Source organism: Streptomyces sp. NPDC001828 (assembly GCF_042892175.1).
Taxonomy (GTDB): Bacteria; Actinomycetota; Actinomycetes; order Streptomycetales; family Streptomycetaceae; genus Streptomyces.
In genome coordinates this window covers 119491-144189 of the sequence record NZ_JBIATV010000009.1, presented here as the reverse complement: position 1 = coordinate 144189, position 24699 = coordinate 119491, and the positions used below count along the sequence as shown (strand labels likewise).

General features: G+C 72.2%; 23 protein-coding genes. 14 read left to right on the top strand and 9 right to left on the bottom strand.

All coding sequences use genetic code 11. The features are described from left to right. Positions 1 to 9: 9 nt before the first annotated feature. On the top strand, positions 10 to 1416 hold the full coding sequence (locus ACFYZA_RS24690; RefSeq protein WP_382592769.1) for a gluconate:H+ symporter: 1407 nt from the start codon (positions 10 to 12) through the stop codon (positions 1414 to 1416). Here the strand turns inward: ACFYZA_RS24690 and ACFYZA_RS24685 are convergent. From ACFYZA_RS24685 to ACFYZA_RS24675, 3 genes are all read right to left on the bottom strand, one after another. Next, positions 1413 to 2108 carry a cytochrome b/b6 domain-containing protein gene (locus ACFYZA_RS24685; RefSeq protein WP_388492823.1) on the bottom strand — a complete coding sequence of 232 codons (696 nt, stop codon included), beginning with the start codon at positions 2106 to 2108 and terminating at the stop codon, positions 1413 to 1415. The genes ACFYZA_RS24690 and ACFYZA_RS24685 overlap by 4 nt on opposite strands. After that, complete coding sequence (locus ACFYZA_RS24680; protein WP_382592821.1) at positions 2050 to 2715, bottom strand: molybdopterin-dependent oxidoreductase; 666 nt, start codon at positions 2713 to 2715, stop codon at positions 2050 to 2052. The genes ACFYZA_RS24685 and ACFYZA_RS24680 overlap by 59 nt, the downstream gene beginning before the upstream one ends. A gap of 149 nt (positions 2716 to 2864) precedes the next feature. Further along, the gene (locus ACFYZA_RS24675) at positions 2865 to 4355 is read right to left on the bottom strand and encodes an APC family permease (RefSeq protein WP_388492821.1); all 1491 of its coding nucleotides are present in this window, start codon (positions 4353 to 4355) and stop codon (positions 2865 to 2867) included. Between the two features lie 208 nt (positions 4356 to 4563). On the opposite strand from ACFYZA_RS24675, the gene ACFYZA_RS24670 reads away from it, so the two are divergent. Further along, positions 4564 to 5034, top strand: coding sequence for an ASCH domain-containing protein (locus ACFYZA_RS24670; RefSeq protein ID WP_382592760.1), 471 nt, complete (start codon positions 4564 to 4566; stop codon positions 5032 to 5034). Here ACFYZA_RS24670 and ACFYZA_RS24665 read toward each other — a convergent pair. Then, complete coding sequence (locus ACFYZA_RS24665) at positions 5031 to 6686, bottom strand: FAD-binding dehydrogenase (RefSeq protein WP_388492819.1); 1656 nt, start codon at positions 6684 to 6686, stop codon at positions 5031 to 5033. The two genes, ACFYZA_RS24670 and ACFYZA_RS24665, sit on opposite strands and share 4 nt — an antisense overlap. 168 nt (positions 6687 to 6854) lie before the next feature. On the opposite strand from ACFYZA_RS24665, the gene ACFYZA_RS24660 reads away from it, so the two are divergent. From ACFYZA_RS24660 to ACFYZA_RS24625, 8 genes are all read left to right on the top strand, one after another. Next, positions 6855 to 7751, top strand: a complete 897-nt coding sequence (locus tag ACFYZA_RS24660; protein ID WP_388492817.1) for a DMT family transporter — start codon at positions 6855 to 6857, stop codon at positions 7749 to 7751. 74 nt (positions 7752 to 7825) lie between these two features. Beyond that, the gene (locus ACFYZA_RS24655) at positions 7826 to 8572 is read left to right on the top strand and encodes a TetR family transcriptional regulator (protein ID WP_388492815.1); all 747 of its coding nucleotides are present in this window, start codon (positions 7826 to 7828) and stop codon (positions 8570 to 8572) included. Then, positions 8569 to 9333 carry a glucose 1-dehydrogenase gene (locus tag ACFYZA_RS24650; protein WP_382592748.1) on the top strand — a complete coding sequence of 255 codons (765 nt, stop codon included), beginning with the start codon at positions 8569 to 8571 and terminating at the stop codon, positions 9331 to 9333. Before ACFYZA_RS24655 ends, ACFYZA_RS24650 begins: the two co-directional genes overlap by 4 nt. A 131-nt stretch (positions 9334 to 9464) precedes the next feature. Next, entirely contained in the window at positions 9465 to 9980 is a 516-nt protein-coding gene (locus ACFYZA_RS24645) for an NUDIX hydrolase (protein WP_388492813.1), read from the top strand. 25 nt (positions 9981 to 10005) lie between these two features. Then, positions 10006 to 10398, top strand: coding sequence for a YidH family protein (locus tag ACFYZA_RS24640; RefSeq protein WP_100577397.1), 393 nt, complete (start codon positions 10006 to 10008; stop codon positions 10396 to 10398). Continuing rightward, positions 10398 to 10718: a DUF202 domain-containing protein gene (locus tag ACFYZA_RS24635; protein WP_388492811.1), complete on the top strand. Its 321-nt coding sequence runs from the start codon at positions 10398 to 10400 to the stop codon at positions 10716 to 10718. Before ACFYZA_RS24640 ends, ACFYZA_RS24635 begins: the two co-directional genes overlap by 1 nt. Before the next feature lie 128 nt (positions 10719 to 10846). Next, complete coding sequence (locus ACFYZA_RS24630) at positions 10847 to 11869, top strand: phosphotransferase family protein (RefSeq protein WP_382592737.1); 1023 nt, start codon at positions 10847 to 10849, stop codon at positions 11867 to 11869. A 9-nt stretch (positions 11870 to 11878) separates the two neighbouring features. After that, positions 11879 to 13093, top strand: coding sequence for an acyl-CoA dehydrogenase family protein (locus tag ACFYZA_RS24625; RefSeq protein ID WP_388492810.1), 1215 nt, complete (start codon positions 11879 to 11881; stop codon positions 13091 to 13093). Positions 13094 to 13111: 18 nt separating this feature from the next. On the opposite strand, the gene ACFYZA_RS24620 is transcribed toward ACFYZA_RS24625, so the two are convergent. The 3 genes from ACFYZA_RS24620 to ACFYZA_RS24610 form a co-directional block, all read right to left on the bottom strand. After that, a complete protein-coding gene (locus ACFYZA_RS24620; RefSeq protein WP_100577030.1) occupies positions 13112 to 13708 on the bottom strand; it encodes a TetR/AcrR family transcriptional regulator in 597 nt (198 codons plus the stop codon). Positions 13709 to 13800: 92 nt separating this feature from the next. Beyond that, positions 13801 to 15456 carry a class I adenylate-forming enzyme family protein gene (locus tag ACFYZA_RS24615; RefSeq protein WP_388492808.1) on the bottom strand — a complete coding sequence of 552 codons (1656 nt, stop codon included), beginning with the start codon at positions 15454 to 15456 and terminating at the stop codon, positions 13801 to 13803. Beyond that, a complete protein-coding gene (locus tag ACFYZA_RS24610) occupies positions 15453 to 16226 on the bottom strand; it encodes an SDR family oxidoreductase (protein WP_382592727.1) in 774 nt (257 codons plus the stop codon). The genes ACFYZA_RS24615 and ACFYZA_RS24610 overlap by 4 nt, the downstream gene beginning before the upstream one ends. A 361-nt stretch (positions 16227 to 16587) precedes the next feature. On the opposite strand from ACFYZA_RS24610, the gene ACFYZA_RS24605 reads away from it, so the two are divergent. Both ACFYZA_RS24605 and ACFYZA_RS24600 read left to right on the top strand, forming a co-directional pair. Further along, a complete protein-coding gene (locus tag ACFYZA_RS24605) occupies positions 16588 to 17820 on the top strand; it encodes an exo-beta-N-acetylmuramidase NamZ domain-containing protein (RefSeq protein WP_388492806.1) in 1233 nt (410 codons plus the stop codon). A gap of 106 nt (positions 17821 to 17926) precedes the next feature. Beyond that, entirely contained in the window at positions 17927 to 19237 is a 1311-nt protein-coding gene (locus tag ACFYZA_RS24600) for a serine-threonine protein kinase (RefSeq protein ID WP_388492805.1), read from the top strand. A gap of 18 nt (positions 19238 to 19255) precedes the next feature. On the opposite strand, the gene ACFYZA_RS24595 is transcribed toward ACFYZA_RS24600, so the two are convergent. Beyond that, a complete protein-coding gene (locus ACFYZA_RS24595) occupies positions 19256 to 22090 on the bottom strand; it encodes a penicillin acylase family protein (protein WP_388492803.1) in 2835 nt (944 codons plus the stop codon). A gap of 540 nt (positions 22091 to 22630) precedes the next feature. Here ACFYZA_RS24595 and ACFYZA_RS24590 point away from each other — a divergent pair. Continuing rightward, the gene (locus tag ACFYZA_RS24590; protein ID WP_382592715.1) at positions 22631 to 23242 is read left to right on the top strand and encodes a hypothetical protein; all 612 of its coding nucleotides are present in this window, start codon (positions 22631 to 22633) and stop codon (positions 23240 to 23242) included. Between the two features lie 101 nt (positions 23243 to 23343). After that, positions 23344 to 24051: a 3-keto-5-aminohexanoate cleavage protein gene (locus ACFYZA_RS24585; protein WP_388492801.1), complete on the top strand. Its 708-nt coding sequence runs from the start codon at positions 23344 to 23346 to the stop codon at positions 24049 to 24051. 144 nt (positions 24052 to 24195) lie between these two features. Here the strand turns inward: ACFYZA_RS24585 and soxR are convergent, their stop codons facing one another. Further along, a complete protein-coding gene (gene soxR, locus ACFYZA_RS24580; RefSeq protein ID WP_382592708.1) occupies positions 24196 to 24657 on the bottom strand; it encodes a redox-sensitive transcriptional activator SoxR in 462 nt (153 codons plus the stop codon). Between the last annotated feature and the right edge of the window lie 42 nt (positions 24658 to 24699).

Genomic DNA, 24699 nt, shown 5'->3' with positions numbered 1-24699 from the left:
ATCCCCACCGTGACCAGACTCAGCGTCGAGTTCCTGGCAGCGGACGCCACGCAGCCGATCACCTCGGCAGGCCACGCCCAGCTGGGCATCGCCGTACTCGCGGGCATCGCCGTCATCGTCCTGCTCATCACCAAGTTCAAGCTGCACGCCTTCCTGTCCCTGACCATCGGCTCGCTGGCGCTCGGCGCCTTCGCGGGCGCCCCGCTCGACAAGGTCATCACCAGCTTCAGCGCGGGCCTCGGCAGCACGGTCGCCGGCGTGGGCGTGCTGATCGCGCTCGGGGCGATCCTCGGCAAGCTGCTCGCCGACTCCGGCGGCGCGGACCAGATCGTCGACACCATCCTGGCCAAGGCCGGGAAGTCCGGCGGGCGGGCGATGCCCTGGGCGATGGTGGCCATCGCCTCGATCATCGGGCTCCCGCTGTTCTTCGAGGTCGGCATCGTGCTGCTGATCCCCGTGGTGCTGCTCGTCGCCAAGCGCGGCAACTACTCGCTGATGCGGATCGGCATCCCGGCGCTCGCCGGCCTGTCCGTGATGCACGGCCTGATCCCGCCGCACCCGGGGCCGCTCGTCGCCATCGACGCGATCGGCGCCAACCTCGGGGTGACCCTCGCGCTCGGCGTGGTCGTCGCCATCCCGACGGTGATCATCGCGGGCCCGGTGTTCTCGAAGTACGCGGCCCGCTGGGTCGACATCCCGGCCCCGGACAAGATGGTCCCCAGCCGTCCCTCGGAGGACCTGGAGAAGCGCCCCAGCTTCGGCGCGACCATCGTCACGGTGCTGCTCCCGGTGGTCCTGATGCTGGCCAAGGCGCTGGTGGACATCGTGGTCGACGACCCGAAGAACCACGTCCAGCGGGTCACCGACGTCATCGGCTCGCCGCTGATCGCGCTGCTCGCGGCGGTCCTGGTCGCCATCTTCACGCTGGGCCGGGCGGCCGGGTTCACCAAGGAGCGGATCTCGACGACCGTCGAGAAGTCGCTCGCGCCGATCGCGGGCGTCCTGCTGATCGTGGGCGCGGGCGGCGGCTTCAAGCAGACGCTGATCGACGTGGGCGTCGGCCAGATGATCCTGGACTTCTCCAAGGACTGGGCGATCCCCTCGCTGCTGCTCGCCTGGCTGATCGCGGTGGCGATCCGGCTCGCGACGGGCTCCGCGACGGTGGCGACGATCTCCGCGGCGGGCCTGGTGGCACCGCTCGCGGCCGACATGTCGACCGCGCACGCGGCCCTGCTCGTGCTCGCCGTCGGCGCCGGTTCGCTCTTCTTCAGCCATGTGAACGACGCCGGGTTCTGGCTGGTGAAGGAGTACTTCGGGATGAGCGTCGGCCAGACGATCAAGACCTGGTCGGTGATGGAGACGATCATCTCCGTGGTGTCGCTCGGCTTCGTCCTGCTCCTGTCACTGGTCGTCTAGCCCGCTTCCGACCCCTCGCCGTCCCGTCGGACGTCGTCCGGCTCCGGCTCCCACAGAGGGTGTTCGCGCTTCGCCCACGGCCGGTCGACCGACCCGGTGCGCATGCCACGGCGTGCCACCGGGTCGCCGATCGCCATCCACACATGCCCGGCGATCACGACGCCCACGGCCAGCGAGAGCCAGTCGTGCACGAACGTGGACCCGATCCGCACCTCGATGGGCGCCAGGTGCGTGAACCACATCAGCAGCCCGGTGCCCAGCATCACGAGGGCGGCCCCCGCGATCCAGCCCGAGTACACCTTCTGCCCGGCGTTGAACTTCCCCGCCGGCCGCGGCTCCCGCTCCCGGCGCAGGGCCGTGCGCAGCCAGGTGCGGTCGTACGGGTGGAAGCGGTTGAGCCGCCCCAGGTCGGCCCTGAACGCGCGCGAGACCAGGCCGAGCAGGACCGGCACGGGAAGCAGCGCCCCGCAGATCTCGTGCACCCGCACCACCAGTTCGCGCCGGCCCACCGCTTCGGCGAACTGCGGGACGTAGAGGACCGCCGCGGTGACCACGCAGGCGCCCATCAGCCAGGCCGTGGTCCGGTGCACCCAGCGCACCGCCGGAGTGAACCGCTTTACGGTATGCGGGAGTTCAGGAGGTGGGGTGGTCCTCGCGTCCGTTGGACCGGCCGACCCAGGCGTCGATGTCATAGCCCCGCTCCTCCCAGAATCCCCGCTCGACCTTCTGTGTCACGGTGATCCCGGACAGCCATTTCGCCGACTTGTAGAAGTACATGGGCGCCACGTACAGACGGACCGGACCGCCGTGGGCGTGGCTGACCGGCTTGTCCTGCATGCTCAGGGCGATCAACACGTCGTCGCGGCGCGCCTGTTCGAGGGTGAGGCTCTCGCTGTACGCCCCGTCGAAACAGGTGAAGCGGACGGCGCCGGCGCCCGGCCGCACCCCCGCCGCGTCCAGGAGGCGGGACAGCTGGACGCCCGCGAACGGGGTGCCGGGCACCCGCCAGCCGGTCACGCACTGCACATCGCGCACCAGCCGGGTCTGCGGCAACGCGCGCAGCGCGTCCAGGGTGTAGGTGGCGGGCTTGGTGACGAGGCCGTCGACGGTGAGCCGGTAGTCGGCGGCGCTCTTGTCGGGCACCGACGAGGCGACCGAGTAGTAGCGGAAGCCACCGCCGTTGGGCAGCAGGTTGGTGAGCCCGGTGGGGTCCTTGTCGGCGGCGGCCCCGAGGAACGATTCGAGGCCGCCCTGGACGTAGCGCGCCGAGGCCACCCCGGCCACGCCGAGGCCGAGCATGCCGAGCACGAGCCGGCGCCCCACGGGTGTGCCCCGCCTGGGCGACGGCGTTGGTTCTGGTGTCACGCGTCGATTCGAACACCCCGCGGCCGGTCCTGCCAGGGGCCACGGCCGTACGTCACCGTTCCGTCAGAAATCGCGCAGCCGGCTCACAGCTGGGCGCCCCGGCCGATCCCGGCGTGCACCTCGGGCCTGCGCGCCCGCAGCACGAGCCCCTGGACCAGGCCCGCGAGCAGCGCGAGGACGACGGTCCCGGGCAGTACCCAGTTCACCGCGTCGCCCGGGCCCGCCCCGACAAGGACGTGGAACTGCCGGACGGTGTACGCGGCGATGCCGAGCAGCGCGATGCCCGCGGCGCCCGTGGCGAGCAGCCGCCACATCCGGGCGCGGGCCGCGCCCCGGCGTACGAGGAGGACGATCACGGCGAGCGACGAGGCGGCCATCAGCAGGATCACGCCGAGCGCGCCGAGGCCGGCCGTCCAGGTGAGCAGGTGCGTGACCGGGGCGGTCGGGTCGCCGGCCGGCCAGTGGTCGGTGAGCGCGAAGGCGGCCACGAGGGCCACCGAGATAACGGTCTGGAGCAGCGAACCGGCCGCCGGGGCGCCGCTGGTGGGGCTCGTCCGGTCGAGGCCGCCGGGCAGCAGGCCTTCGCGGCCCATGGCGAAGGCGTACCGGGCGACCACGTTGTGGAGGCTGAGCAGCGCCGCGAACATGCCGGTCACGAACAGGACGTGGAGGAGCTCGGCGAAGGTGGACCCGAGGTTCTTCTCGGCGAGCGCGAACAGCAGCCCGGAGCCCTGCTTCTGGGCGGAGTCCACGATGTCCCGCGGGCCGGCCGCGAGGGTCAGCGCCCAGGAACTCAGCGCGGCGAACACGGCCACGAAGCCGACGGCGAGGAACAGGACACGCTTGACGACCGTATGCGGACGGCCGGTCTCCTCCGCGTACACCGGGGCCTGCTCGAAGCCCAGGAACGCGGTGACGCAGAAGCACACCGCGATGCCGACGCCGCCCGCGCTCAGGGTGTGCGGGTTGAAGGCGTGCGGCGAGAGGTGGCCGGCGGCCGGATTCACGAGGGCCGCGATGTCGAAGACGACGACGAGCGCGACCTCGACGGCCAGGAGCACGCCGAGCACCCTGGCGTTGAGGTCGATCCTCAGCCGGGCGAGCGCGCCGGCCAGGGCGACCGCGAGCAGCGCGGGCGCCCACCAGTCGATGGTGACGCCGCCGTAGGTGTCGAGCAGCCCGGACACCTCGAAGCCGAACAGGCCGTAGATGCCGGCCTGGAGCGCGCTGTAGGAGACGAGCGCCACATGGGCGGCGGCGGCGCCCGCGGTCGGACCGAGGCCGCGCGCGATGTACGCGTAGAACGCGCCCGCGTGGCGCACCTCGCGGCTCATCTCGGCGTACCCGACGCCGAACAGGGCGAGCACGGCACCGAGGCCCAGGAAGAGCAGCGGCTGGCCGACGGCGCCCGTCGCCGCGAACGCCGTGGGCATCACCCCGGCCACGGCCGTCAGGGGCGCGCTCGCCGCGAGGACCGCGAGCAGCAGTGCCGGGGTGCCGAGGCGGCCGGCGCGCAGCGCCCCCTCCCGTTCCTCGTAGGAGCTGATCTCGGGTTCGCTGGTCCGGCTCGCCATGCGGGGTCTGCCCTTTCGGTACTGCCTGGGATACGGGGCGCCCCTGCACCGGCCGGCCCCCTGCCGCGGTGAGTTGCCTGCGCGTGGTCGCCGTCAGCAAACCCGCACCCGGCGCTTCGCGTCAAGGCCGTTCGGCCCTTGCCGCACCGCTCAACATGCGCCTCGCGCAACGGAGTTGGGCAGGCAACGACCGGCTTAGGGTGGGCCCATGACGGATCAAGAAACCCTGCCCGAATTCCTGCTGGCCTTTCCGGGTCCCCTGCGTGACCGGCTGGTCGCGGCCGTCCTCAGCGGCGCCAAGACCTCGACGACCGGCCTGCTCGCCGACTACGAGCACGCGGGCGATCCGCTGCCGTACGTCGGGGAGCGCAGCCGCGTCATCGACTCCGCGGGCGAGGCCGTCGCCGTGATCGAGGTGACCGGGGTACGGGTCCTCCCGCTGGCCGAGGTCGACCTCCAGCACGTGATCGACGAGGGCGAGGGGGACGAGAGCGTGGCCGGGTGGCGCGCCGGCCACGAGGGGTTCTGGCGCAGCCCCGAGATGCTGGAGGCGCTCGGCGACCCCTCCTTCGAGGTCACCGACGCGACGCCGGTGATCGCCACCCGCTTCCGCGTGGTGGAACGGCTGGGGCGGGACCGGCCCGGCGGGCCCGGGCCGGCGGAACCGCCCCTGGCCTAGGACACGGCCTTCGCCGCCGCCCGGCCCGCGGCCCGGCCCGAGAAGATGCAGCCGCCGAGGAACGTGCCTTCCAGGGAGCGGTAGCCGTGCACGCCTCCGCCGCCGAACCCGGCCGCCTCGCCCGCCGCGTACACGCCCGGCAGGGGCTCGCCGCCCGGGGTGAGCACGCGCGAGGACAGGTCGGTCTCCAGGCCGCCGAGCGACTTGCGGGTCAGGATGTGCAGCCTGACCGCGATCAGCGGGCCGGCCTTCGAGTCGAGGACGCGGTGCGGGGGCGCGGTGCGGATGAGCTTGTCGCCGAGGTAGTTGCGCGCGCCCCGGATCGCGGTGACCTGGAGGTCCTTGGTGAACGGGTTGACGATCTCGCGGTCGCGGGCCACGATCTCGCGGCGCAGCGCGGCCTCGTCGATGAGGGGTTCGTCGGTGAGCGCGTTCATGCCGCGCACCAGCGAGGCGAGGTCCTTCTCGACGACGAAGTCGGCGCCGTGGTCCATGAACGCCTTCACCGGACCCGGCACATCGGCCCGGGCCCGCCCGAGGACACCGCGCACGGACTTGCCGGTCAGATCGGGGTTCTGCTCGGAGCCGGAGAGCGCGAACTCCTTGCCGATGATCTTCTGGTCGAGCACGAACCAGGTGTAGCCGTACCCGGTCTTCATGATGTGGTCGAGGGTGCCGAGCGTGTCGAAGCCGGGGAAGAGCGGGACGGGCAGCCGGTTGCCGCGCGCGTCCAGCCAGAGCGAGGAGGGGCCGGGCAGGATGCGGATGCCGTGCCGGGCCCAGATGGGGTTCCAGTTCTGGATGCCCTCGGTGTAGTGCCACATGCGGTCGCGGTTGATGTGGTGGGCCCCGGCGCGCTCGGTGATGCCGAGCATGAGGCCGTCGACATGGGCGGGGACACCGGAGAGCAGGTGCTCCGGCGGGGTGCCGAGCCGCTCGGGCCACTGGGCCCGCACGAGGTCGTGGTTGCCGCCGATACCGCCGCTGGTCACGATGACCGCCTGCGCCGTAAGCTCGAAGGATCCGGTGACGGTCCGGGTCGACGCCGTCCCGCGCCCGGCGCCGGACGGCTCCAGGATCTCGCCCGTCACGGTGTCGACGGCCCCGGCACTGCGCCCGAGGCCCGTCACGCGGTGCCGGAACCTGAACTGGACGAGCCCCCGGGCGGCGGCCTCCCGCACCCTCCGTTCGAACGGGGCCACGATGCCGGGTCCGGTGCCCCAGGTGATGTGGAAGCGGGGAACGGAGTTGCCATGCCCGTTGGCGTCGTAACCGCCCCGCTCGGCCCAGCCCACCACGGGGAAGAACCGGACTCCCCGGGCATGCAGCCACGCCCGCTTCTCGCCGGCCGCGAAGTCGACGTACGCCTCGGCCCACTGGCGCGGCCAGTGGTCCTCGTCGCGGTCGAAGCCGGCCGTTCCGTACCAGTCCTGGAGAGCGAGTGCCCGGCTGTCCTTGATCCGCATGCGGCGCTGCTCGGGCGAGTCCACCAGGAAGAGCCCGCCGAACGACCAGTGGGCCTGGCCGCCGAGCGACTGCTCGGGTTCCTGGTCGAGCAGGATCACCTTCTTGCCGGCGTCCGCCAGCTCCGCCGTGGCCACCAGGCCCGCGAGCCCCGCCCCGATCACGATCACATCGGCGTCGTACGCCATGGGCCGCTCACTCCGCTCGTCCGCCAAGTTACCCGTGCGTCAGATCTTGGGCGGGCCGTCACCCGGCGTCAACCGCCGGGGTCGGGTCACCCGGGAGGCGGCCGCGGGCCCGGGGCGCTAGGGTCGGCCAAGTCGACGCCCCCCGGCCGTACTTGAGGTGTGTACGTCGTGTCGGTTCTGGTCCTCGTCCTCGCCGTGAGCGCAGCGTGCTGTCTGGGCTCGGGTTTCGTGCTGCAGCAGAACGCGGCGCAGCACGCCCCGATCGGCGACTTCCTGTCGCCCCGGCTGCTGCTCGACCTGGTGCGCATGCCGCGCTGGCTGGCCGGGATCGGCCTGATGGTGGCGGGCATGGTGCTGAGCGCGCTGGCGCTGGGCTGGGGCGAGGTCTCGCTGGTCGAGCCGCTGGTGGCGACCAATCTGTTCTTCGCCATGTGGCTCTCCAGACTCTGGACCCGCCAGCCGCTGGGCCGTCAGGGCTGGGCCGGGCTCGCGCTGCTCGCCGGCGGGGTCACCGCGTTCATCGTGGCGGGCCAGCCGCACGGCAGCGTCTCGGAGGCCGGGGCGCTGCGGCACTGGCTGATCGTGGGTCTGGTGGTCGGCATCGCGCTGCTCCTGGCCGGCCTCGCCAAACACGACCGGCTCAGCGTGGCGGCCCCGGTCATGCTGGCCATCGCGGCGGGCCTACTGTACGGCCTCCAGGACGCGCTGACCCGGATCAGCGGCCAGCGCCTGTCGGCCGGCGGCTGGCCGGAACTCATGTCGAGCTGGCAGCCGTACGGGGTGATCGCGCTCGGCGTGACCGGGCTCGTCCTGGTGCAGAGCGCCTTCGAGACGGCCCCGCTGCGGATGTCGCTGCCCGCCCTGACGGCCGCCCAGCCGCTGGCCGGGATCGCCTGCGGGGTCGGCTTCCTCGGGGACCGGCTGCGTACCGACGCGGGCGCGCTCGCCTGGGAGGCGGCGGGCCTCGCGGCGATCGTGGCGGGCATCGTGCTGCTCGGGCTGCACCCCGCCATGCCGTCGGGCACGGCGTCGAGGGAGGAGACCCGCGACCTCCAGCCGCACTGAGGCGCGGCGCGTACCGCGTTCGGCGGATCGTGTGGCACTGGCTTTTTAATAATGCCCAGCATTAGCATGGGGGCATGGCACGGACATCGGGACCCGAGACCCGGGAGAAGCTGATCCGCGCGGCCGAGGAGGTCTTCGCGGCCCAGGGCGTGGACGGCGCCCAGCTGCGCGACATCGTCAAGCTGGCCGGGCAGAGCAACCCTTCGGCGGTGCAGTACCACTTCGGCTCGCGCGCGGGGCTGCTCGACGCGGTGATGGCCGGGCGCCAGCGGCGTACCGAGGGAGTCCTCGAAGCGCTCCTCGCGGAGGCGGTGGAGGGGACGGGCGCCTCGCAGGCCCCTCCCGACCGGAGCGGCCCGCACGGGTCGGGCGGCCCTGACCATCGGACCGGCCCGCGCGAGCCGCACGGGCGCCCGCAGGATCTGGGCGGCCTCCTCGCGGCGCTCGTCGCCGCCGAGGCGAGCGAGCTGCGCACCGGGCGCGGCCGGCGCTGTCTGCGGATCTCGGCACAGCTCAGCCACGAGAGCGGAGTCCGCACCCGGGTGCCCCATCCGACGCTGGCCGGCACCGTCTACTGGCACCTCATCGGCCGGATCGAGGACTGCCTCGCGGAGCTGCTGCCCGAGCCGGTCCGCCTGGAGCGGATCGACCTCGCGCTCACGCTCATCGGCGCCGCGATGGCCGACCGGGCCCGCCAGTACCTGGCCGGTACCGAGCCGCTGACCGGCGAGGAGCTCTTCCGCGCCGACCTCGTGGCGACCACGAACGCCCTGCTCACGGCTCCCCCACCCGCACTCACCACCCCTAAGGACGCGAAATGAACGACCTCACCGGCAAGACAGTGATCATCACGGGCGGCGCCCGCGGGCTCGGCGCCGAGGCCGCCGGCCAGGCGGTCGCGGCCGGCGCCCGCGTGGTGATCACGGACGTCCTGGACGAGGAGGGCCGGGCCACCGCCGAGGCCCTGGGCGCGAACGCCCGCTTCCTGCACCACGACGTCACCTCCGAGCGGGACTGGGCGCGGGCCGCCGAGTTCGCGGTCGCGGAGTTCGGCGCGCTCCACGGCCTGGTGAACAACGCGGGCATAGCCGCGGGCACCCTCCTGGAGGCCGAGTCCGTCGACTACTTCCGCAAGGTCCTCGACATCAATCTCACCGGTGTCTTCATCGGCATGAAGACGGTGGTCCCCGCGATGAGGGAGAGCGGTGGCGGCTCGATCGTCAACATCTCCTCGGCCGCGGGCCTGATGGGCCTGGCCCTGACGGCCGGTTACGGCGCCTCCAAGTGGGGCGTGCGCGGCCTGACGAAGATCGGCGCGGTGGAGCTCGGCACCGACCGGATCCGGGTCAACTCGGTGCACCCGGGCATGACGTACACCCCGATGACCGCCGCGGTCGGCATCGAGAAGGGCGAGGGCAACTATCCGAACACCCCGATGGGCCGGGTGGGCGAGCCGGACGAGATCGCGGGCGCGGTCGTCTTCCTGCTCTCGGACGCGGCGTCCTACGTCACCGGCGCGGAGCTGGCGGTGGACGGCGGCTGGACCACCGGGCCGACCGTGAAGTACGTGATGGGCCAGTGAGCCGCGCCGGGGCCCTCGCCGGTGACCCGCGCCGGCGGTGACGTCCGCCGGCGGTGCCCAGCATGGCCAGTGACGTGCGCCGGCGGTGACGTGCCGGCCGGGTGCCGCGCGGCCGGTGCTTTCATGGCCCCATGAATCCGGCTGACGAAATCCTGGACATCGTCGACGAGCACGACACCGTGACCGGGCAGGCCCGGCGCGCCGACGCCTACGCGCGCAACCTGCGCCACCGCTGCGTGTTCATCCTGGCCCGCGACGCGACGGGCCGGATCTTCGTGCACCGCCGCACCCCGGACAAGCTCGTCTTCCCCTCCCTGTACGACATGTTCGTCGGCGGGGTGGTCGGCGCGGGCGAGTCGTACGACAGCGCGGCGCTGCGCGAGGCCGAGGAGGAGCTCGGTGTGTCCGGACTGCCCCGGCCGGTGCCGCTGTTCAAGTTCCTCTACGAGAACGGCGAGCAGAGCTGGTGGTCGTCGGTGTACGAGGTGCGCTGCGAGCTGCCGGTGAACCCGCAGGTGGAGGAGGTCGCCTGGTACGACTTCCTGCCGCTCGCCGAGCTGGAGGGCCGCATCGGCACCTGGGAGTGGGTGCCGGACGGGCTCGCGGCCTGGCGGCGGCTGTGCGACTCGGGGCTCGGCCTGTCCTGAGGGGCCGCCGGGTAGGGTGCGGCGAGTGATCACGATCGTGCAGACCCTGCGGCTGTGGTTCGCGCCCCAGCGCATCGGCGAGGAGGGCGAGACCCCCGACTACCGGTTCTCGCTCGCCAACGAGCGGACCTTCCTGGCCTGGATCAGGACGTCGCTGGCGCTGGTCGGGGGCGGCTTCGCGGTCGATCAGTTCCTGCCGGACCTGCGCTGGGGCGTCCGGGTCGCGCTCGCCCTCGCGCTGCTGGCGGCGGGGGTGCTGTGCGCGCTGCGGGCGGTGAACCACTGGGTGCGCTGTGAGCGCGCGATGCGGCGCGGCGAGGACCTGCCGGTCTCGCGCTTCCCCACCCTGCTGAGCCTCGCCGTCGCGGTGGTCGCCGTGGTGATGGTGGTGGTCGTCGTCTTCGGCTGGGCCGGCTGATGCCGTCGCCGGCTCCGGCCCGCGACCCCGGCCTCCAGCCGGAGCGGACCCGGCTCGCCTGGCGGCGCACCACCCTGTCCTGCACGGTGGCGGCCGTGCTCGCCGCCAAACAGGCGCTGCACCAAGGGAGTTCACCCCTCGCGCTCGTGGCGGTGACGCTCAGCGGCCTCGTGTGGCTCGGCTTCCTGGCCGTGGCGCACCGGCGCATCCAGACCCTGAGCGGCGACGGGCGGCCCCGGGTGCTCGGGGTGCGCGCCGCCCTCGCCGCGGCGGCGTGCACGGTGGCCCTGGCCTGTTTCGCCGTCGCCATGCTCTTCTGAACCCACCTCTCGTGAACGGCGCGGCCACGCGGCGCGCGCCGGAATTCGAGGGTCGGCCTGGACGGCATACCGACTGGTCGGTAGCGTGTCTTCGACACGATGCCCGACCCGTTCCGGAGGTGCCGCAGATGAGCACAGTCCCCCCGCCAGGCCTCGACCCGGAGCGGCTGCGGGCCCACCTCGACCGCGTACGGCCGGGACTTGTCAGCGGACCGCTCCAGGGCCGGCTGATCGAGGGGGGCCGCTCGAACCTGACGTACGTCGTCACCGACGGGACCGGCCGGTGGGTCGTGCGGCGGCCGCCGCTCGGCCACGTCCTCGCCACCGCGCACGACATGAAGCGCGAGCACCGGGTCATCAGCGCCCTGCACCCCACGGCCGTCCCGGTGCCCGAGCCGGTGCTGCTCTGCGAGGACGAGTCGGTGCTCGGCTCGCCGTTCTACGTCATGGAGTACGTGGCCGGCACGCCGTACCGCACCGCCGAACAGCTCGCCCCGCTCGGCGCCGAGCGGACCAGGGCGGCCGTGCTCGCCCTGGTCGACACACTCGTCGAACTGCACGCGGTGGACCCCGGGGCGGTCGGGCTCGGCGACTTCGGGCGGCCCGAAGGATTCCTCGACCGGCAGCTGCGCCGCTGGGGCAAGCAGCTCGACGCCTCCCGCAACCGCGAGCTCGGCGGCATCGACGAACTGCACGCGGCCCTCGGGCGCGAACTCCCCGTCTCGCCCGCGCCCACCGTCGTGCACGGCGACTACCGCCTCGACAACGTCCTGATCGGCGACGACGACCGGATCAAGGCGGTCCTCGACTGGGAGATGTCCACCCTGGGCGACCCGTTGACCGACCTCGGCCTGCTCGTGATGTACAGCGCGCGGCTGGAGGTCGCGGACTCGCCGGTCTCCACCACGGCCGGCGCCGCCGGACACCCCTCCCCCGCCGAGCTGATCGAGCGCTACGCGGCCGGCTCGGGGCGCGACACCTCCGCCATCTCCTGGTACACGGCGTTCGCCTGGTTCAAGCTCGCCGTGATCCTCGAAGGCATCCACTACCGCTACACCCTCGGCCAGACCGTGGGCGCCGGCTTCGACCGCATCGGCGAGCTGGTCCCGGTCTTCATCGAGCACGGCCTCACGACCCTTCAGGAAGGCTGAACGCCCCTCATGGACTTCGCATTCGACGCCCGCACCGAAGAACTGCGGACCACGCTCCTCGCCTTCATGGACACGCACGTCCACCCCGCCGAGACCACCGCCCACGAGCAGCGCGCCCTGCTCGCCTCGCCGTGGGACACCCCGCAGGTGGTGGAGGACCTCAAGGCCGAGGCGCGTCGCCAGGGTCTGTGGAACCTGTTCCTGCCCGACGCGGAGTACGGTGCGGGGCTCACCAACCTCCAGTACGCCCCGCTGGCCGAAATCACGGGCCGTTCCCCGCACTTGGCGCCCACCGCCCTCAACTGCGCGGCCCCGGACACCGGGAACATGGAGGTGCTCTCCCAGTTCGGCTCGGAGGAACAGAAGAAGCAGTGGCTGGAGCCGCTGCTCGCCGGGGAGATCCGCTCCGCCTTCGCGATGACCGAGCCGGAGGTCGCCTCCTCGGACGCCACCAACATCGAGACGCGGATCGAGCGGGACGGCGACGACTACGTCATCACCGGGCGCAAGTGGTACATCTCCGGCGCGATGAACCCGGACTGCAAGATCTTCATCGTGATGGGCAAGACCGACCCGGCCAACGCCGACGTGCGCCGCCAGCAGTCGATGATCCTGGTCCCGCGCGACACCCCCGGCGTCGAGATCCGCCGCGCCATGCAGGTGTACGGCTACGAGGACCACTACCACGGCGGCCACGCCGAGGTCGTCTTCCACGGGGCCCGGGTGCCCGCGAGCAACCTGGTCGGCGAGGAGGGCGGCGGCTTCGCCATCGCCCAGGCCCGCCTGGGGCCGGGCCGGATCCACCACTGCATGCGCCTGATCGGCATGGCCGAGCGGGCGATCGAGCTGATGTGCCGCAGGGCCGTGTCCCGTACGGCGTTCGGCAAGCCGATCGCTCAGCAGGGCGTGGTGCGGGAGTGGATCGCGGACGCCCGGGTCGCGGTCGAGCAGCTGCGGCTGCTCGTCCTGAAGACGGCCTGGCTGATGGACACCGTGGGCAACCGCGGGGCGCACACCGAGATCCAGGCCATCAAGATCGCCACCCCGCGCACCGTCGTCGGCATCATCGACAACGCGGTGCAGCTGTACGGCGCGGGCGGCGTGAGCCAGGACTTCCCGCTGGCCGAACTGTGGGCCGCGGCAAGGACGTTGAGGCTCGCGGACGGTCCCGACGAGGTGCACCAGCGCTCGCTCGCCCGCCGCGAACTGAAGAAGTACCTCTAGCGGCGCGGCAGTTCGGGTTCAGGGCCGCAGCGCGCGGAGCAGCAGGTCGGCGAGGTGATCGGCGACCTGCTGCTGGGTGAGCGGCCCGTCCGGCCGGTACCAGGTGGACAGGTGGTGGACCGAGCCGAAGTGGTAGTCCACCACCAGGTCGGCCGGGGTCGCGGTGGAGAACACCCCGGCGGCCTGGCCCTCCTCGATGAGCGCCCGGAACCGCTCGTGGTAGCGGCGGCGCTCGGCACGCACCTGCTTGTTCTTCTCGGGGCTCAGCTGGTGCATCGAGCGGAAGAAGATCGCGGCGTCGTCGAGGTTGTCGATGGTGGTGACCACCACGTCGGCGGCCGCCTCGCGCAGCCGCTGCTCGATGGGCGCGTCCGCGCCGGCGAACGCGTCGAGCCGCTCCTGCTGGAGGCGCAGGACCCGGGCGTACACCTCCTGGAGGAGGTCCTCCTTGGAGCCGAAGTAGTGGTAGAGCGCGCCCTTGGTGACGCCGGCCGCCTCGACGATCTCCTGCACGGAGGTGCGGTCGTAACCGTTCTCCGCGAACAGGCGGGTGGCGGCGGCGAGGAGCCGCTGGGGGACGGGGGTGGTGCCGCTCGTGTCCGTCGCCTTGGCCATCGCCGCCGCCTTTCTCTCGTACGTGCGCGCGGGGCCGTGGCCCCTCGCCCTGTTCCGGTCCTGCTGTGTCCCGCTGTGTCCCGCGCCGGTCGCTACGCCTGGGTGCGCAGTTCCCGCCTGAGGATCTTCCCACTCGTGGTCTTGGGAAGCTCCGCCAGGACCTCCACCTCGCGCGGGTACTTGTAGGCGGCGAGCCGCTCCTTGCAGTACGCGGCGAGCTCGGCCGGGTCGGCCTCGGCGCCCGGGCGCAGGCTGACGTACGCCTTCACGCTCTCGCCCCGGTAGGCGTCGGGGATCCCCACGACGGCCGCCTCGCGGACGGCGGGGTGGGTGTAGAGGACGTCCTCCACCTCGCGCGGCCAGACCTTGAAACCGGACGCGTTGATCATGTCCTTCATCCGGTCGACCACGTAGAGCCAGCCGTCGCGGTCCATGAAGCCGATGTCGCCGGTGCGCAGCTCCCCGTCGGGGAACGCCTCGGCGGTGGCGTCGGGGCGGCGCCAGTAGCCGGGCACCACCTGGGGTCCGCGCACCACGATCTCGCCGTGCTCGCCGAACGGCACGTCGTTGCCTTCGAGGTCGACGATCCGCACCACCGTCTCGGGCCCGGGCACACCGACGGAGAGCGTCCCGGAGACCGGGTCGACGGGCGCCTCCTTCTCGGGCGGGACCGAGGCACAGGGGGCGGTGCACTCGGTCAGGCCGTAGCCGTTGCGGATGTACGGTCCGAAGCCCTCGCGGAACTTCTCGACGAGCGCGGGCGGCAGGGGCGCGCCGCCCGACGAGATGACCTCGAAGGAGGCGAAGTGCTCCCGGGTGACGCCGGGGGTGGCCGCGAGCGCCATGAAGGCCGTGGAGGGTCCGACCGTGTAGGCGGGGCGGTGTTCGGCGAACGCGTCGAGGACGACGCCCGGGTGGAAGCGGTAGGCCAGGATCAGGGTGCCCGCGTTGGCCACGCAGGCGGCGAGTTCGCAGACCATGCCGGTGATGTGGAAGAGCGGCGCGAGCGCGAAGTAGCCCGAGCCTTCGGCTATCGGATGTCCAGTGCGCTGCCTCTCCGCGTTGTAGGTGATGCCGCGATGGGTGTTCATCGCGCCCTTGGGCGTCCCGCTGGTGCCGGAGGTGTAACTGATCAACGCCGTGTCGGCGGCGGAGAGTTCCCGGTCCGAGGGAGCTTTCAGTCCCTGCCGCGCGACGGTGACGAGATCGTCGGCGCCGGCCGGTACGGGGAGCCGCTCGTGCCCGCCGAAGACCCGTTCGTCGTCGAGGCTCTGGAGGTCGAGCTCGCAGGCCGTGAGCGCGATACGGACCGTCGACCCGGCGGCCGTGTCCCGCAGGTACCCCTCCCAGGCGCGGTCGGAGCAGACCAGGGCGGTGACCTCGGCGTCGCGCAGGACGTGGGCGACCTCGCCCGACTTGTACATCGGGTTGAGCGGGACGACGGTGGCCCCGGCCTTCCACGCGCCGAGCAGGGCGATCACGAAGTGCGGGGTGTTCTGGAGCATGAGCGCGACGCGCTCGCCGGGGACCAGGCCCCGGGCGACGAGGTGGCCGGCCACCGAGTCGGACAGCGCGTCGGTCTCGGCGTAGCTGAGACGGCCGTCGAAGTAGACGAGCGCGGTGTGTTCGGGGGCGCGAGCGACGGCCGCCCGGAAGGAGTGCAGCACCGTCTCGGGCGGGCTTATGTCCGCCCGCTGGGCCTCACTGAGCTGGGCGAGCCAGGGCTTGGCCGCGTAGATCGAGGTCATTCGGCGTCGGCCTCCCACTTCTGCTGGAGGTGGTTCATGCTGGTCAGCCAGCGGTCCGGGGTGGCGGCCCGGGCCGTGTAGTAGTCGGCGACCTCGGGGTGGGGCAGCACCAGGAAGCGGTCCTCGGCCATCGCGGCGAAGAGGGCGTCGGCCACCTGGTCCGGTTCGATCGCGGTGGGCCGTAGCACGAGGTCGCCGGCCGTTCCGGTGGCGGCCAGCATGTCGGTGCGGACCCCCTGCGGGCAGATGGCGTGCACCTTCACGCCCCGGTGGCGGTAGGTCAGCGACAGCCACTCGGCGAAGGCGAGCGCGCCGTGCTTGGTGACGCTGTACGGGGCCGCGCCGATCATGGTGAGCAGCCCGGCGGCCGAGACGGTGGACACGAAGCGTCCGCTGCCGCGCTCCAGCCAGTCGGGCAGCAGTTCCTTGGCCGCGCGGACGTGGGCCATGACGTTGACGTCCCAGGCCGCGGCCCATACGTCCTCGGGGGCGGCCTCCGAACCGCCCGAGCCCAGGCCCGCGTTGGCGCAGTAGATGTCGATGGTGCCGCCGAGCGCGTCGCGGGCGGGGCCGACGATCGCCGAGGCGTCGCCGGGTACGGCGATCGCGCCGATCTCCTCGGCGGTTCCGCGCGCCTTGTCCGCGTCGAGGTCGTTGACGACCACGCGGGCGCCCTCCGCCGCGAATCTGCGGGCGAGGGCGGCTCCGATGCCGCCGCCCGCGCCGGTGACGACGACTGCGGGGCTGTGCCCCGGCTGTCCCGTGCTCATCTGGACCCGCCTCTCTGCGTGCCGAATGCTCCGACAGACTAACCAGTCGGTATGCCCGGGGGAACCCCCGCCCGCCGCACGTGGCCGCTCGTCCGTCCACCGTGCGTGGCTGGTTGCGCAGTTCCCCGCGCCCCTAGCGGCGCTGGGTGCGGGGCATCTTCAGCCCGTCATGGGGGCCCCCTGGCCCTTGAGGCCTTGGGGGAGTTTGAGGACGAGCGGCCTTAAGGCGCGATACGGGGTCCGGGGCGGCGCCCCGGGCAACCAGCACCCCCCTTCCCGCCGCCCCCGGAGGGACGCGGCGCGGGGGATTCCGGTCCGGCAGCGCGACGGCTAGCGTTCGGTCGAACCGAGGAGGTTGGGGATGGATCTGTCCAGACGGGGCGTGCTCGCGAGCGCCCTGGCCGCAGGAGCCCCCGGCACGGGCAGCGCACGCCCCGCCCGGGCCCCAGGCATCCGTACCGGCTTCGACCGCCTCGCGGCCGAGGGCTACACCACCCTGGCCGGCCAGAGCGTCGGCATCGTCACCAACCCCACGGGCGTGACCCGGGACGTCCGCCACATCGTGGACGTCCTGCACGCCGACCCCCGCGTGAAGCTCACCGCCGTCTTCGGCCCGGAACACGGCTTCCGCGGCACCGCGCAGGCCGGCGGCTCCGAGGGCCGCTACGACGACCCGGCCACGGGCCTGCCCGTCTACGACACGTACACCAAGAGCGGCCAAGCCCTCGCCGACGTCTTCACCGCCTCAGCCGTGGACACCGTCGTCTTCGACATCCAGGACGTCGGGGCCCGCTTCTACACCTACATCTGGACGCTCTACGACTGCATGGAGGCCGCCGCCCTGGCCGGCAAGCGGTTCGTCGTCCTGGACCGGCCCAACCCGGTGACCGGCCGGGCCGCGTACGGCCCGGTCCTGGACCCCGCGTTCGCCACGTTCGTCGGGCGCGAGCCCATCGCGCAGGCCCACGGAATGACGGCGGCCGAACTCGCCCGGCTCTTCAACGCCGAGTTCCTCGGCGGCAGGGTCCGTCTGACGACCGTCGCGATGGCCGGGTGGCGGCGGTCCGACTTCTACGACCGCACCGCGCTGCCCTGGGTGCCGCCAAGCCCCAACATGCCCACCCCGGACACCGCCCTCGTCTACTCCGGCACCTGTCTCTTCGAGGGCACCAACCTGTCGGAGGGGCGGGGCACGACACGGCCCTTCGAGCTGCTCGGCGCCGAGGGGATCGACGGCCGTTGGGCGGCCGCCCTCCAGCAACTCGCCCTGCCCGGCGTCCGGTTCCGCGAGGCGTACTTCGCCCCCACGTTCTCCAAGTTCGAGGGCAAGACCGTCGGCGGCGTACAACTCCACGTGTTCGAGCGCGAGTTGTACGATCCGGTACGCACCGGCATCGCGCTCCTGGTGACCGCCAAGCGGGTGTGGAGCGGTTTCGCCTGGCGGTCGGACCACTGGATCGACAAACTCACCGGCTCGGCCCTGGTGCGGACGATGATCGACGCCGGTGCCACCACGGACGAGGTCGTGGCCGCCTGGCAGCCGGGGCTCGAAGCGTTCCGCACCGTACGCCGCGAGTACCTGATGTACGGCTGAGCCGGACCGGGTAGCGCACGAGTCCGCCGTGTCCCGCATATGGCCAGCCCCACCTCCCGGCGGGACGATGGTGGCGCTCATCGTCGAGCGGACCGGAGGTCGGGTCATGACGGACATCGGAGTCGAGCCGTACCGGGAGATCACCTTCGACGCGGACGGCGACGCCGATCCCGCCGAGCGCACGGCCCTCACCGGCGTGGACGTCACCGATCTGGTGCTGTTGGCGCACGGCTGGAACAACACCCCCGACACGGCCAGGAGCCTGTACCGGGCCTTCTTCGCGGCGTTCCCCGCGCTGCTCACGGGCGCGGCCGGGGTGCGGCTCGGGTACGGCGGAGTCACCTGGCCGTCGATCCGCTTCACCGACGAGACGATCCCGAACTTCCCGCACGCCACGGCGGCCCCCACCGGCCCCGGGCTCGACGACGCGACCGTCTCCGCGCTCAAGGGGTTCTTCCCCGGACAGGACGCCGCGATCGACCGGATCGCCGCCCACTTGGACCAACGCCCCGACGACGAGGCCGCGTTCACCGATTTCGCGCGGCTGACCCGGCAGCTGGTGACGGAACCGGCGGGCGGTTCCGGAGCCCTCGGCGACCTGGGCGCGGAGGACGGACCCGGCGTGTCGCCCGCGCTCCTGACCGACGACATCCTGGCCCTGTGCCAGCGGTTCACGACCGCCCTCGCCGACACGGGCCTGGCCGTACAACCGGGCCCGCCGGGGCCCTCGTTCTCGATCGGCGGCTCCCTCAAGCACCTCTGGGACGGCGCGAAGGAGGTGCTGCGCCAGACGACGTACTACGAGATGAAGCACCGGGCGGGCACGGTGGGACAGCTCGGGCTCGGCCCGCTGATCGGTCAACTCGCCGCCGCGCGGCCGGACTTGCGGATCCATCTCGTCGGGCACAGCCAGGGCGCGCGGCTTGTCGCCTTCGCGCTGAAGGGGCTGCCGGGCGGGGCCCGCAATGTGAAGTCGGTGACGCTGCTCGAAGGCGCCTTCTCGCACTACGCCTTCGCCGAGCGGCTGCCGGACGGCCTCTCGGGGGCGGGTGCGCTCAGTGACGCGCAGGGCCGGGTCGACGGCCCGGTCGTGTCCTGCTACTCGCACTTCGACACCGCGCTCGGCGTCATCTACCCGCTTGCCTCCGCGCTGTCCGGGGACTACGCGAGCGCGCTGCCCGGCCTCGACCGGCGGTGGTGGGCGATCGGCCACGACGGGATCCAGGGCGTGAGCCCCTGCACCACGCTCACGCTCGCCGAGGCGCTGCGCGACGGCGTGCCGGACTCGGGCTGCGTCAGCGTCGACGCGGCCGCGGTGGTGAAGCAGGGCGGGCCGCCGTCCGGCGCGCACAGCGACATCTGCCACCCGGAGCTGGCCCGGGTGGTGCTGGCCGCGGGCCGGATCCTTCGACCCTGACCCGCGGCCGCGCGTTCCCTAGCGGTGGCTGGGGAACTCGACCACCTGCTGATAGGTGGGCCGGTTCTGCCAGTTGATGGCGGACTGGGTGATGCCGCCGAGCGGGCGCTGCACGATGCTGTCGGCGCACCACTGGTCACCCGCCGAGCAGCCGGCGTCCCCGGGATAGACCTGGGCCGGGGTCTTGGCGGCGGCCTGCTTGAGCGTGCCGAGCAGGCTGTCGCGGCAGGCGGCGAGCTGGCCGCCGCCGCAGTAGGCGCGGGCCAGCGGTCCCTGCACGTTCTCGCCGAGGACCGTCCTCAGGTCCTTGTCGACATAGCTCCACCAGCCGTACTGGAAGGCGGATCCGGCGTGCGAACCGGTCGGCCCGTGCCCGGCCGAGGGCGCTTCGTCGATGCCGAGGTTGGCGGTCAGGGCGTTGTAGAGCGGGTCGCCGAGACCGGGCCGGAACTCGCCCTCGACGAGCAGCGGCCACCAGGCGTCCATCAGACGCACCGCGTCGGGGTGGGTGTAAGTGTGCGAGCCCTGCGAGGTCTCGCGGCGCTGAGTGCCGTCGGCCTGCCATGCCTCCAACTGCTGTACCGCTGTCGCCAGTTGGGGATCGGTGATGGGCGTGCTGCGCAGCACCTTGAGGAGCTCGGGCAGCACGTCCTCGCCGCGCAGGTCGGTGACGGCGGCCTGGGCCATGGCCCGGGTGAGCGAGGAACGGGTGACGCCGCCCTGGGCGACCAGGGCCTTCACCCGGTCGTCGAGGAGGTCGACGCGGTGCACGGAGCCGTCACCGAAGCCGGCCGTGGAGTAGTCCTTGGCCTGCTTGTTGTTCCAGGACACGTAGTAGTCCTGGCCCACCGACTGGGGGTGCTGGGCGGGCGGTGTGTAGGCCGCCGTGTTGGCGGCGGGGTCGAAGCCCTGCCATTCGTAGGCCTGTTCCGCCTTGACGGGCAGCGAGGGGTCGACGTCCGGATCGCGCACCGGGTTCAGGCCGCTGTTGTAGTACGCGGCGGTGCGGGAGTCCGCGTAGAACCAGTTGAAGGTGTAGTCGACGGACTGCGCCGCTTCCTGGAAGCTCTTGGCGTCCTTGACGAAGGAGGGGTCGTTCATCATCTGGAAGCCGATGATCGAGTCGGCGTCGTGGCGGTAGGTCGAGCGCAGTGAGGTGTACGCGACGGGCTTGCCGCCGACGGTCGCACGGGCCGTGACGATGCCGTAGTTGGTGCGCCACACCTGCATCCGGTAGGAACCGGCCGCGGTGGTGTCGGCGACGGTCGGCTTCCAGCTGTTGGTCTTCTCCAGCTTCTCCATCGGCGTGCACACGCCGCGGTAGACGTAGTGGGTGGCGTCCTGGCACAGCTCCACCGCATAGGTATCGGTGATGTCCTGGCCCGCGGAGGTGGCCGACCAGGCGTAGTCCTGGCCGCGGCCGAGCTGGACGTACATGCCCACCCCGGCGAAGGAGGCGCCGCGGGCGCTGATGCCGGGGCCCTGGATCTCTTGCAGCATCAGCAACTGTGGCGCGAAATAGCCGGTTTGGGGACCGAACACCGCGACAGGGTTACCGCTCGCCGTGTGCGAGCCCGACACCACGAGCGCGTTGGACATGCCGCGCGGCTTGCCGAGGTCGACGCCGGGCAGCACGCCGTTGTCGTACACGCCCTTCAACGGCTTCAGCTTCTGCGGAACTTTGACGTCGGCCTTGGCATTGGTGTTCGCCGAGCCGGTGCGGTCGTAGACGAGCTGCTCGGGGACGACGGAGCCGGGGTCGGGCAGCGCGGCGCCCTGGGCGTTGGCGGGCTTGCCCGCGTACGGGAAGCTGGTGCCGTCGTGCACGGTGAGCGTGGCCTCGGGGTCGTTGCGCTCGCGGAAGGACTCCCAGACCTTGGTGCCGTCGGCGACGCCGTACTTGGCCTGGGCCGCCTGGAGCGAGAGCGCGGCCTGCACCTCGCCGCCGCCTCCCCCGCCGAAGAGCCCGCCCACCACGGAGGCGAGCGCGATCAGGTCGGTGAGCTTGAAGGGCTGGATCTCCCCCACGTTCGTAATGGAGTCGATCTTGCCGGTCAGGACGTACTCGCCGGGGAAGTAGCGGCCGTCCTTGGACTGCTTGGCATAGGCGTTGATGCCGTCCACATAGGCCTGCGCGTCGGCCATGGCCTGCTCGCCGCGGGCGCCGTTGCCGGTGCGGATGCGGTCGACCTGGGCCTGGAGGTCGGCCTCGGTGTACGGGGCCTGCGGCCAGAACTCCTGCTCAAGGCCCTGGTTGGCGAGGGCGCCGCCCGCGAAGGAGGTCAGCTCGCCGCGGCCGATGTGCCGGAAGAGGTCCATCAGCCAGAGCCGGTCCTGCCCGGCCGCGTACCCGGCGCCGTACTCGGTGCCGTAGCGCGTGGTGCCCTTGATGTGGGGCACGCCCGTCGCCTTGTCCCGGGTGATGGTGACGTCGGGGCGGGGCGAACTGGTCGACTGCGCCTGGCCGCTCGGCACCCCGAAAGAGGCGTCGTTGAAGAAGGTGTTGAGCTTGTCGTCGGTGAGCGAGGACTGCCCCGCCACCAGCGCGTCGTACTTGCCGAGTTCGTCGTCGCTGTGCGCGGGGTGGGTCCCGAACACCTTGTTGCCGAGGATCTCGACGAGCGTGGCGTTGCCGTTGGCGCCGGGCGGCAGGATGTCGGAGCACTGCCCCTGGCAGTGGTCGCCGTCGGTGGGCTCGGCGGCGCCGGCCGGGATGGCGGGGCCGAGCAGGGCGGCGGAGAGGGCGATGACGGTGGCGGCGCAGGCGGCGGCTCTGCCGCGTCCGATACCGGTCACGCGTCGAAGTCTGCTGGATTTTCCGGGTGTTGTGAGCCTTGCGGTGCGTCGTCGCATGCGCGCTCCTAGTGGGGGCCGATGCGCGGGAGGCTACTGGGGGGTACGGCGCGCCGTAAGGTGAACATGCGTCACCTTCTCCGAATCCCCACATGCCCGCCCGATCGGCTCCGCGAGCGCGGCGGCGTACCACCGGAAGCTGTGCCCTTTCGGCCTCCGTCGGCGCGCGTATTCCTTCCGGGCTTCGCAGGGTTATGTGGGGCGGATGAATGCGGGCCATGCGGATGATGCGCAAGTGCCCAGAGGGATCGGATGGGTTGAAGGGATTCGGGAGGTGCCGGGTGACCTCGCCCACAGCCGCCCCGAGGCCGCCCCCGGCACGCCTTCAGCCTGGTACTTCGCGTGTTGTCGCAGGTCGATGGGGTAACCGTTGCATACGGGCCACGTTGTGAGGAGTTCCTGAGAATCGGATTCCAACCCTTGGGACAGGGTAGGCGAATCCCCCGTAATGGACTCCATCGGAATTTCGATGGAGCCGGATCGCCTTCCGGTACGTCCATTCCTCGACGCCGAAGTACGAGCGACGGAGGTGGCAGGGCCATGGCTGGTTTCCGCAGTCTGGCGAGACAGGTGCGCGACCCGAGGAACGACCTCGCGTTGCGGCGCTATTCGCTGCGCAAGTGTCTGGAGAGGTTCGCCCCGTACGGGCACCGGGCGACCTGGGACCATCTGTGCGGCAGGCACCGCATCGGGCCCGAGGACCGGGCCCCCGATCCGGCGCGGCTGGTGGCCGCGCTGGAAGAGCTGGAGGCGGCCAGGACGGTCTGGCTCGCCTATGAAGTGGAGTTCGCGGCGCGCAGGAAGCGCGAGAAGCACGCGGGGCTGCGGCGCCCGGGCTCCTTCGACGACTGGCACCGGCGCACCTGGGGCGGTTTCGGGGTGGCGTGGTGCGACGATCCGGGTACGCACCCCACCGAGCCGCTGGCCGAGGTGCTCGGCCGCATGATCGCGGCGCTGCGGACCACGCCCGGCGCGGTGTGTCCGGTGTGCGGCGCGAACCGGCTGGTGTGGAGCCAGGACCTGTCCCACGAACCGTGGTTCGGGCCGGTCTGCTCGGGCTGCGGCATTCTGGTCCCGCGTCCCGTGCTGACCACCGAGGCGCTGACGCGGGCCAAGGCGGTACGGCGCGGAGAGCTGGCATCGGTGGCGTGAGCGGCGCGGGGGCGAGCCGACTCTCCCCCGCGTTGCCAGGAGACCGTCCGCCGGCCGTGGGCCCCGGGCGGCTGTCAGTGGGCTCTGGCACCATCGAACGCATGATTCAGGTCTGTCTGAACGGCGCACGCGGTGCGGGCGACGGCGCGGCGGTGCCAATGTCCCCGGCCGCTCTCGCCGAGTCCGCGGCGGCCGCCGTGGCGGCGGGCGCGGCGGAGGTCCATGTCCATCCCAAGACCCCGTGCGGCAGCGACTCGCTCTCCCCGCGCGTGGTGGGCCCGGCGGTCGAGGCGATACGGGCCGTGGTGGACGTACCGGTCGGGGTGACCACGGGCGCCTGGGCGGAGCCGGATCCGGCGCGCCGCGTGGAGCGCGTCCGGTCGTGGACGGTGCTGCCCGACTACGCCTCGGTGAACTGGCACGAGGACGGCGCCGAAGAGGTGGCGGCCGCCCTGCTCGACCGGGGCATGGGCATCGAGGCGGGCATCCGGTCCGGCACCGACGGGGCCCGCCTCTTCCTCAACTCTCCTTACGCGTCAAGGGTGTTGCGCGTGCTGGCCGAGGTGGTCGACCCGTCGGCCGAGACCGCCGGGCCGACGGCTCACGCCCTGCTCGCCGAGCTGGGCGGCGCGCACGGCAGACCCGTGCTGCTGCACGGCCAGGAAGCCTGCACCTGGCCGGTGCTGCGCCTGGCCCGCTCGCTCGGCCTCGACACACGCATAGGCCTGGAGGACGTCCTGGTACTGCCGGACGGCGAACGGGCCGCATCCAACGCCCAGTTGGTGAGGGCGGCACTGGCCGGCGCGTGAGCTCGGCACGGGCGTACAGGTGAGGACGGCACGGGCGTACAGGTGAGGACGGCACGGGCGTGCGGGTGAGGACGGCGCCGGCGTGGACGTGCGGGCCGGGCCGGGTCGTGCCGCTTGCCCACCCTTACCGATCCGCCCCCGCCCTCAGTCCTTGCGCTCGGCGAGCAGCCGGGAGCCGACCCGGGTGGTGCCGAAGACATCGTCCGGGTTGGACAGGACGCAGTTGTCCAGAGACAGGCAGCCGCAGCCGATGCAGTCCGAGAGGTGGTCGCGCAGGCGGCCCAACTGGCTGATGCGCCGGTCGAGTTCGGTGCGCCAGTTCTCGGAGAGCCGCGCCCAGTCCTCCTTGGTGGGCGTGCGCTCCTCGGGGAGTTCGGCCAGGGCGTCCCGGATCGTGGCGAGCGGAATGCCGACGCGCTGCGCGGCCCTGATGAAGGCGACGCGGCGGAGGGTGTCCCGGCTGTAGCGGCGCTGGTTGCCGGAGGTGCGGCGACTGCCGATCAGGCCCTTGGACTCGTAGAAGTGCAGGGCGGACACGGCGGCTCCGCTGCGTGCGGACAGCTGCCCGACCGTGAGCTCGTGGATCTTCTCTGGAATCTGCGGCACCCCTCGAACCCTACTGTCCCCGCCTCCGCCGCCGGCCGCCGC

Bases quoted from the DNA above. Each gene is read 5' to 3' on its own strand.
- ACFYZA_RS24615 (WP_388492808.1), bottom strand. From the start codon at position 15,456: ATGACCTCGATCTACGCGGCCAAGCCCTGGCTCGCCCAGCTCAGTGAG.
- ACFYZA_RS24670 (WP_382592760.1), top strand. From the start codon at position 4,564: ATGACGGATCAAGAAACCCTGCCCGAATTCCTGCTGGCCTTTCCGGGT.
- ACFYZA_RS24655 (WP_388492815.1), top strand. From the start codon at position 7,826: ATGGCACGGACATCGGGACCCGAGACCCGGGAGAAGCTGATCCGCGCG.
- ACFYZA_RS24625 (WP_388492810.1), top strand. From the start codon at position 11,879: ATGGACTTCGCATTCGACGCCCGCACCGAAGAACTGCGGACCACGCTC.
- ACFYZA_RS24630 (WP_382592737.1), top strand. From the start codon at position 10,847: ATGAGCACAGTCCCCCCGCCAGGCCTCGACCCGGAGCGGCTGCGGGCC.
- ACFYZA_RS24685 (WP_388492823.1), bottom strand. From the start codon at position 2,108: ATGACATCGACGCCTGGGTCGGCCGGTCCAACGGACGCGAGGACCACC.
- ACFYZA_RS24635 (WP_388492811.1), top strand. From the start codon at position 10,398: ATGCCGTCGCCGGCTCCGGCCCGCGACCCCGGCCTCCAGCCGGAGCGG.
- ACFYZA_RS24605 (WP_388492806.1), top strand. From the start codon at position 16,588: ATGGATCTGTCCAGACGGGGCGTGCTCGCGAGCGCCCTGGCCGCAGGA.
- ACFYZA_RS24620 (WP_100577030.1), bottom strand. From the start codon at position 13,708: ATGGCCAAGGCGACGGACACGAGCGGCACCACCCCCGTCCCCCAGCGG.
- ACFYZA_RS24675 (WP_388492821.1), bottom strand. From the start codon at position 4,355: ATGGCGAGCCGGACCAGCGAACCCGAGATCAGCTCCTACGAGGAACGG.
- ACFYZA_RS24610 (WP_382592727.1), bottom strand. From the start codon at position 16,226: ATGAGCACGGGACAGCCGGGGCACAGCCCCGCAGTCGTCGTCACCGGC.
- ACFYZA_RS24680 (WP_382592821.1), bottom strand. From the start codon at position 2,715: ATGCTCGGCCTCGGCGTGGCCGGGGTGGCCTCGGCGCGCTACGTCCAG.
- ACFYZA_RS24590 (WP_382592715.1), top strand. From the start codon at position 22,631: ATGGCTGGTTTCCGCAGTCTGGCGAGACAGGTGCGCGACCCGAGGAAC.
- ACFYZA_RS24645 (WP_388492813.1), top strand. From the start codon at position 9,465: ATGAATCCGGCTGACGAAATCCTGGACATCGTCGACGAGCACGACACC.
- ACFYZA_RS24600 (WP_388492805.1), top strand. From the start codon at position 17,927: ATGACGGACATCGGAGTCGAGCCGTACCGGGAGATCACCTTCGACGCG.
- ACFYZA_RS24650 (WP_382592748.1), top strand. From the start codon at position 8,569: ATGAACGACCTCACCGGCAAGACAGTGATCATCACGGGCGGCGCCCGC.
- ACFYZA_RS24665 (WP_388492819.1), bottom strand. From the start codon at position 6,686: ATGGCGTACGACGCCGATGTGATCGTGATCGGGGCGGGGCTCGCGGGC.
- ACFYZA_RS24595 (WP_388492803.1), bottom strand. From the start codon at position 22,090: ATGCGACGACGCACCGCAAGGCTCACAACACCCGGAAAATCCAGCAGA.
- ACFYZA_RS24585 (WP_388492801.1), top strand. From the start codon at position 23,344: ATGATTCAGGTCTGTCTGAACGGCGCACGCGGTGCGGGCGACGGCGCG.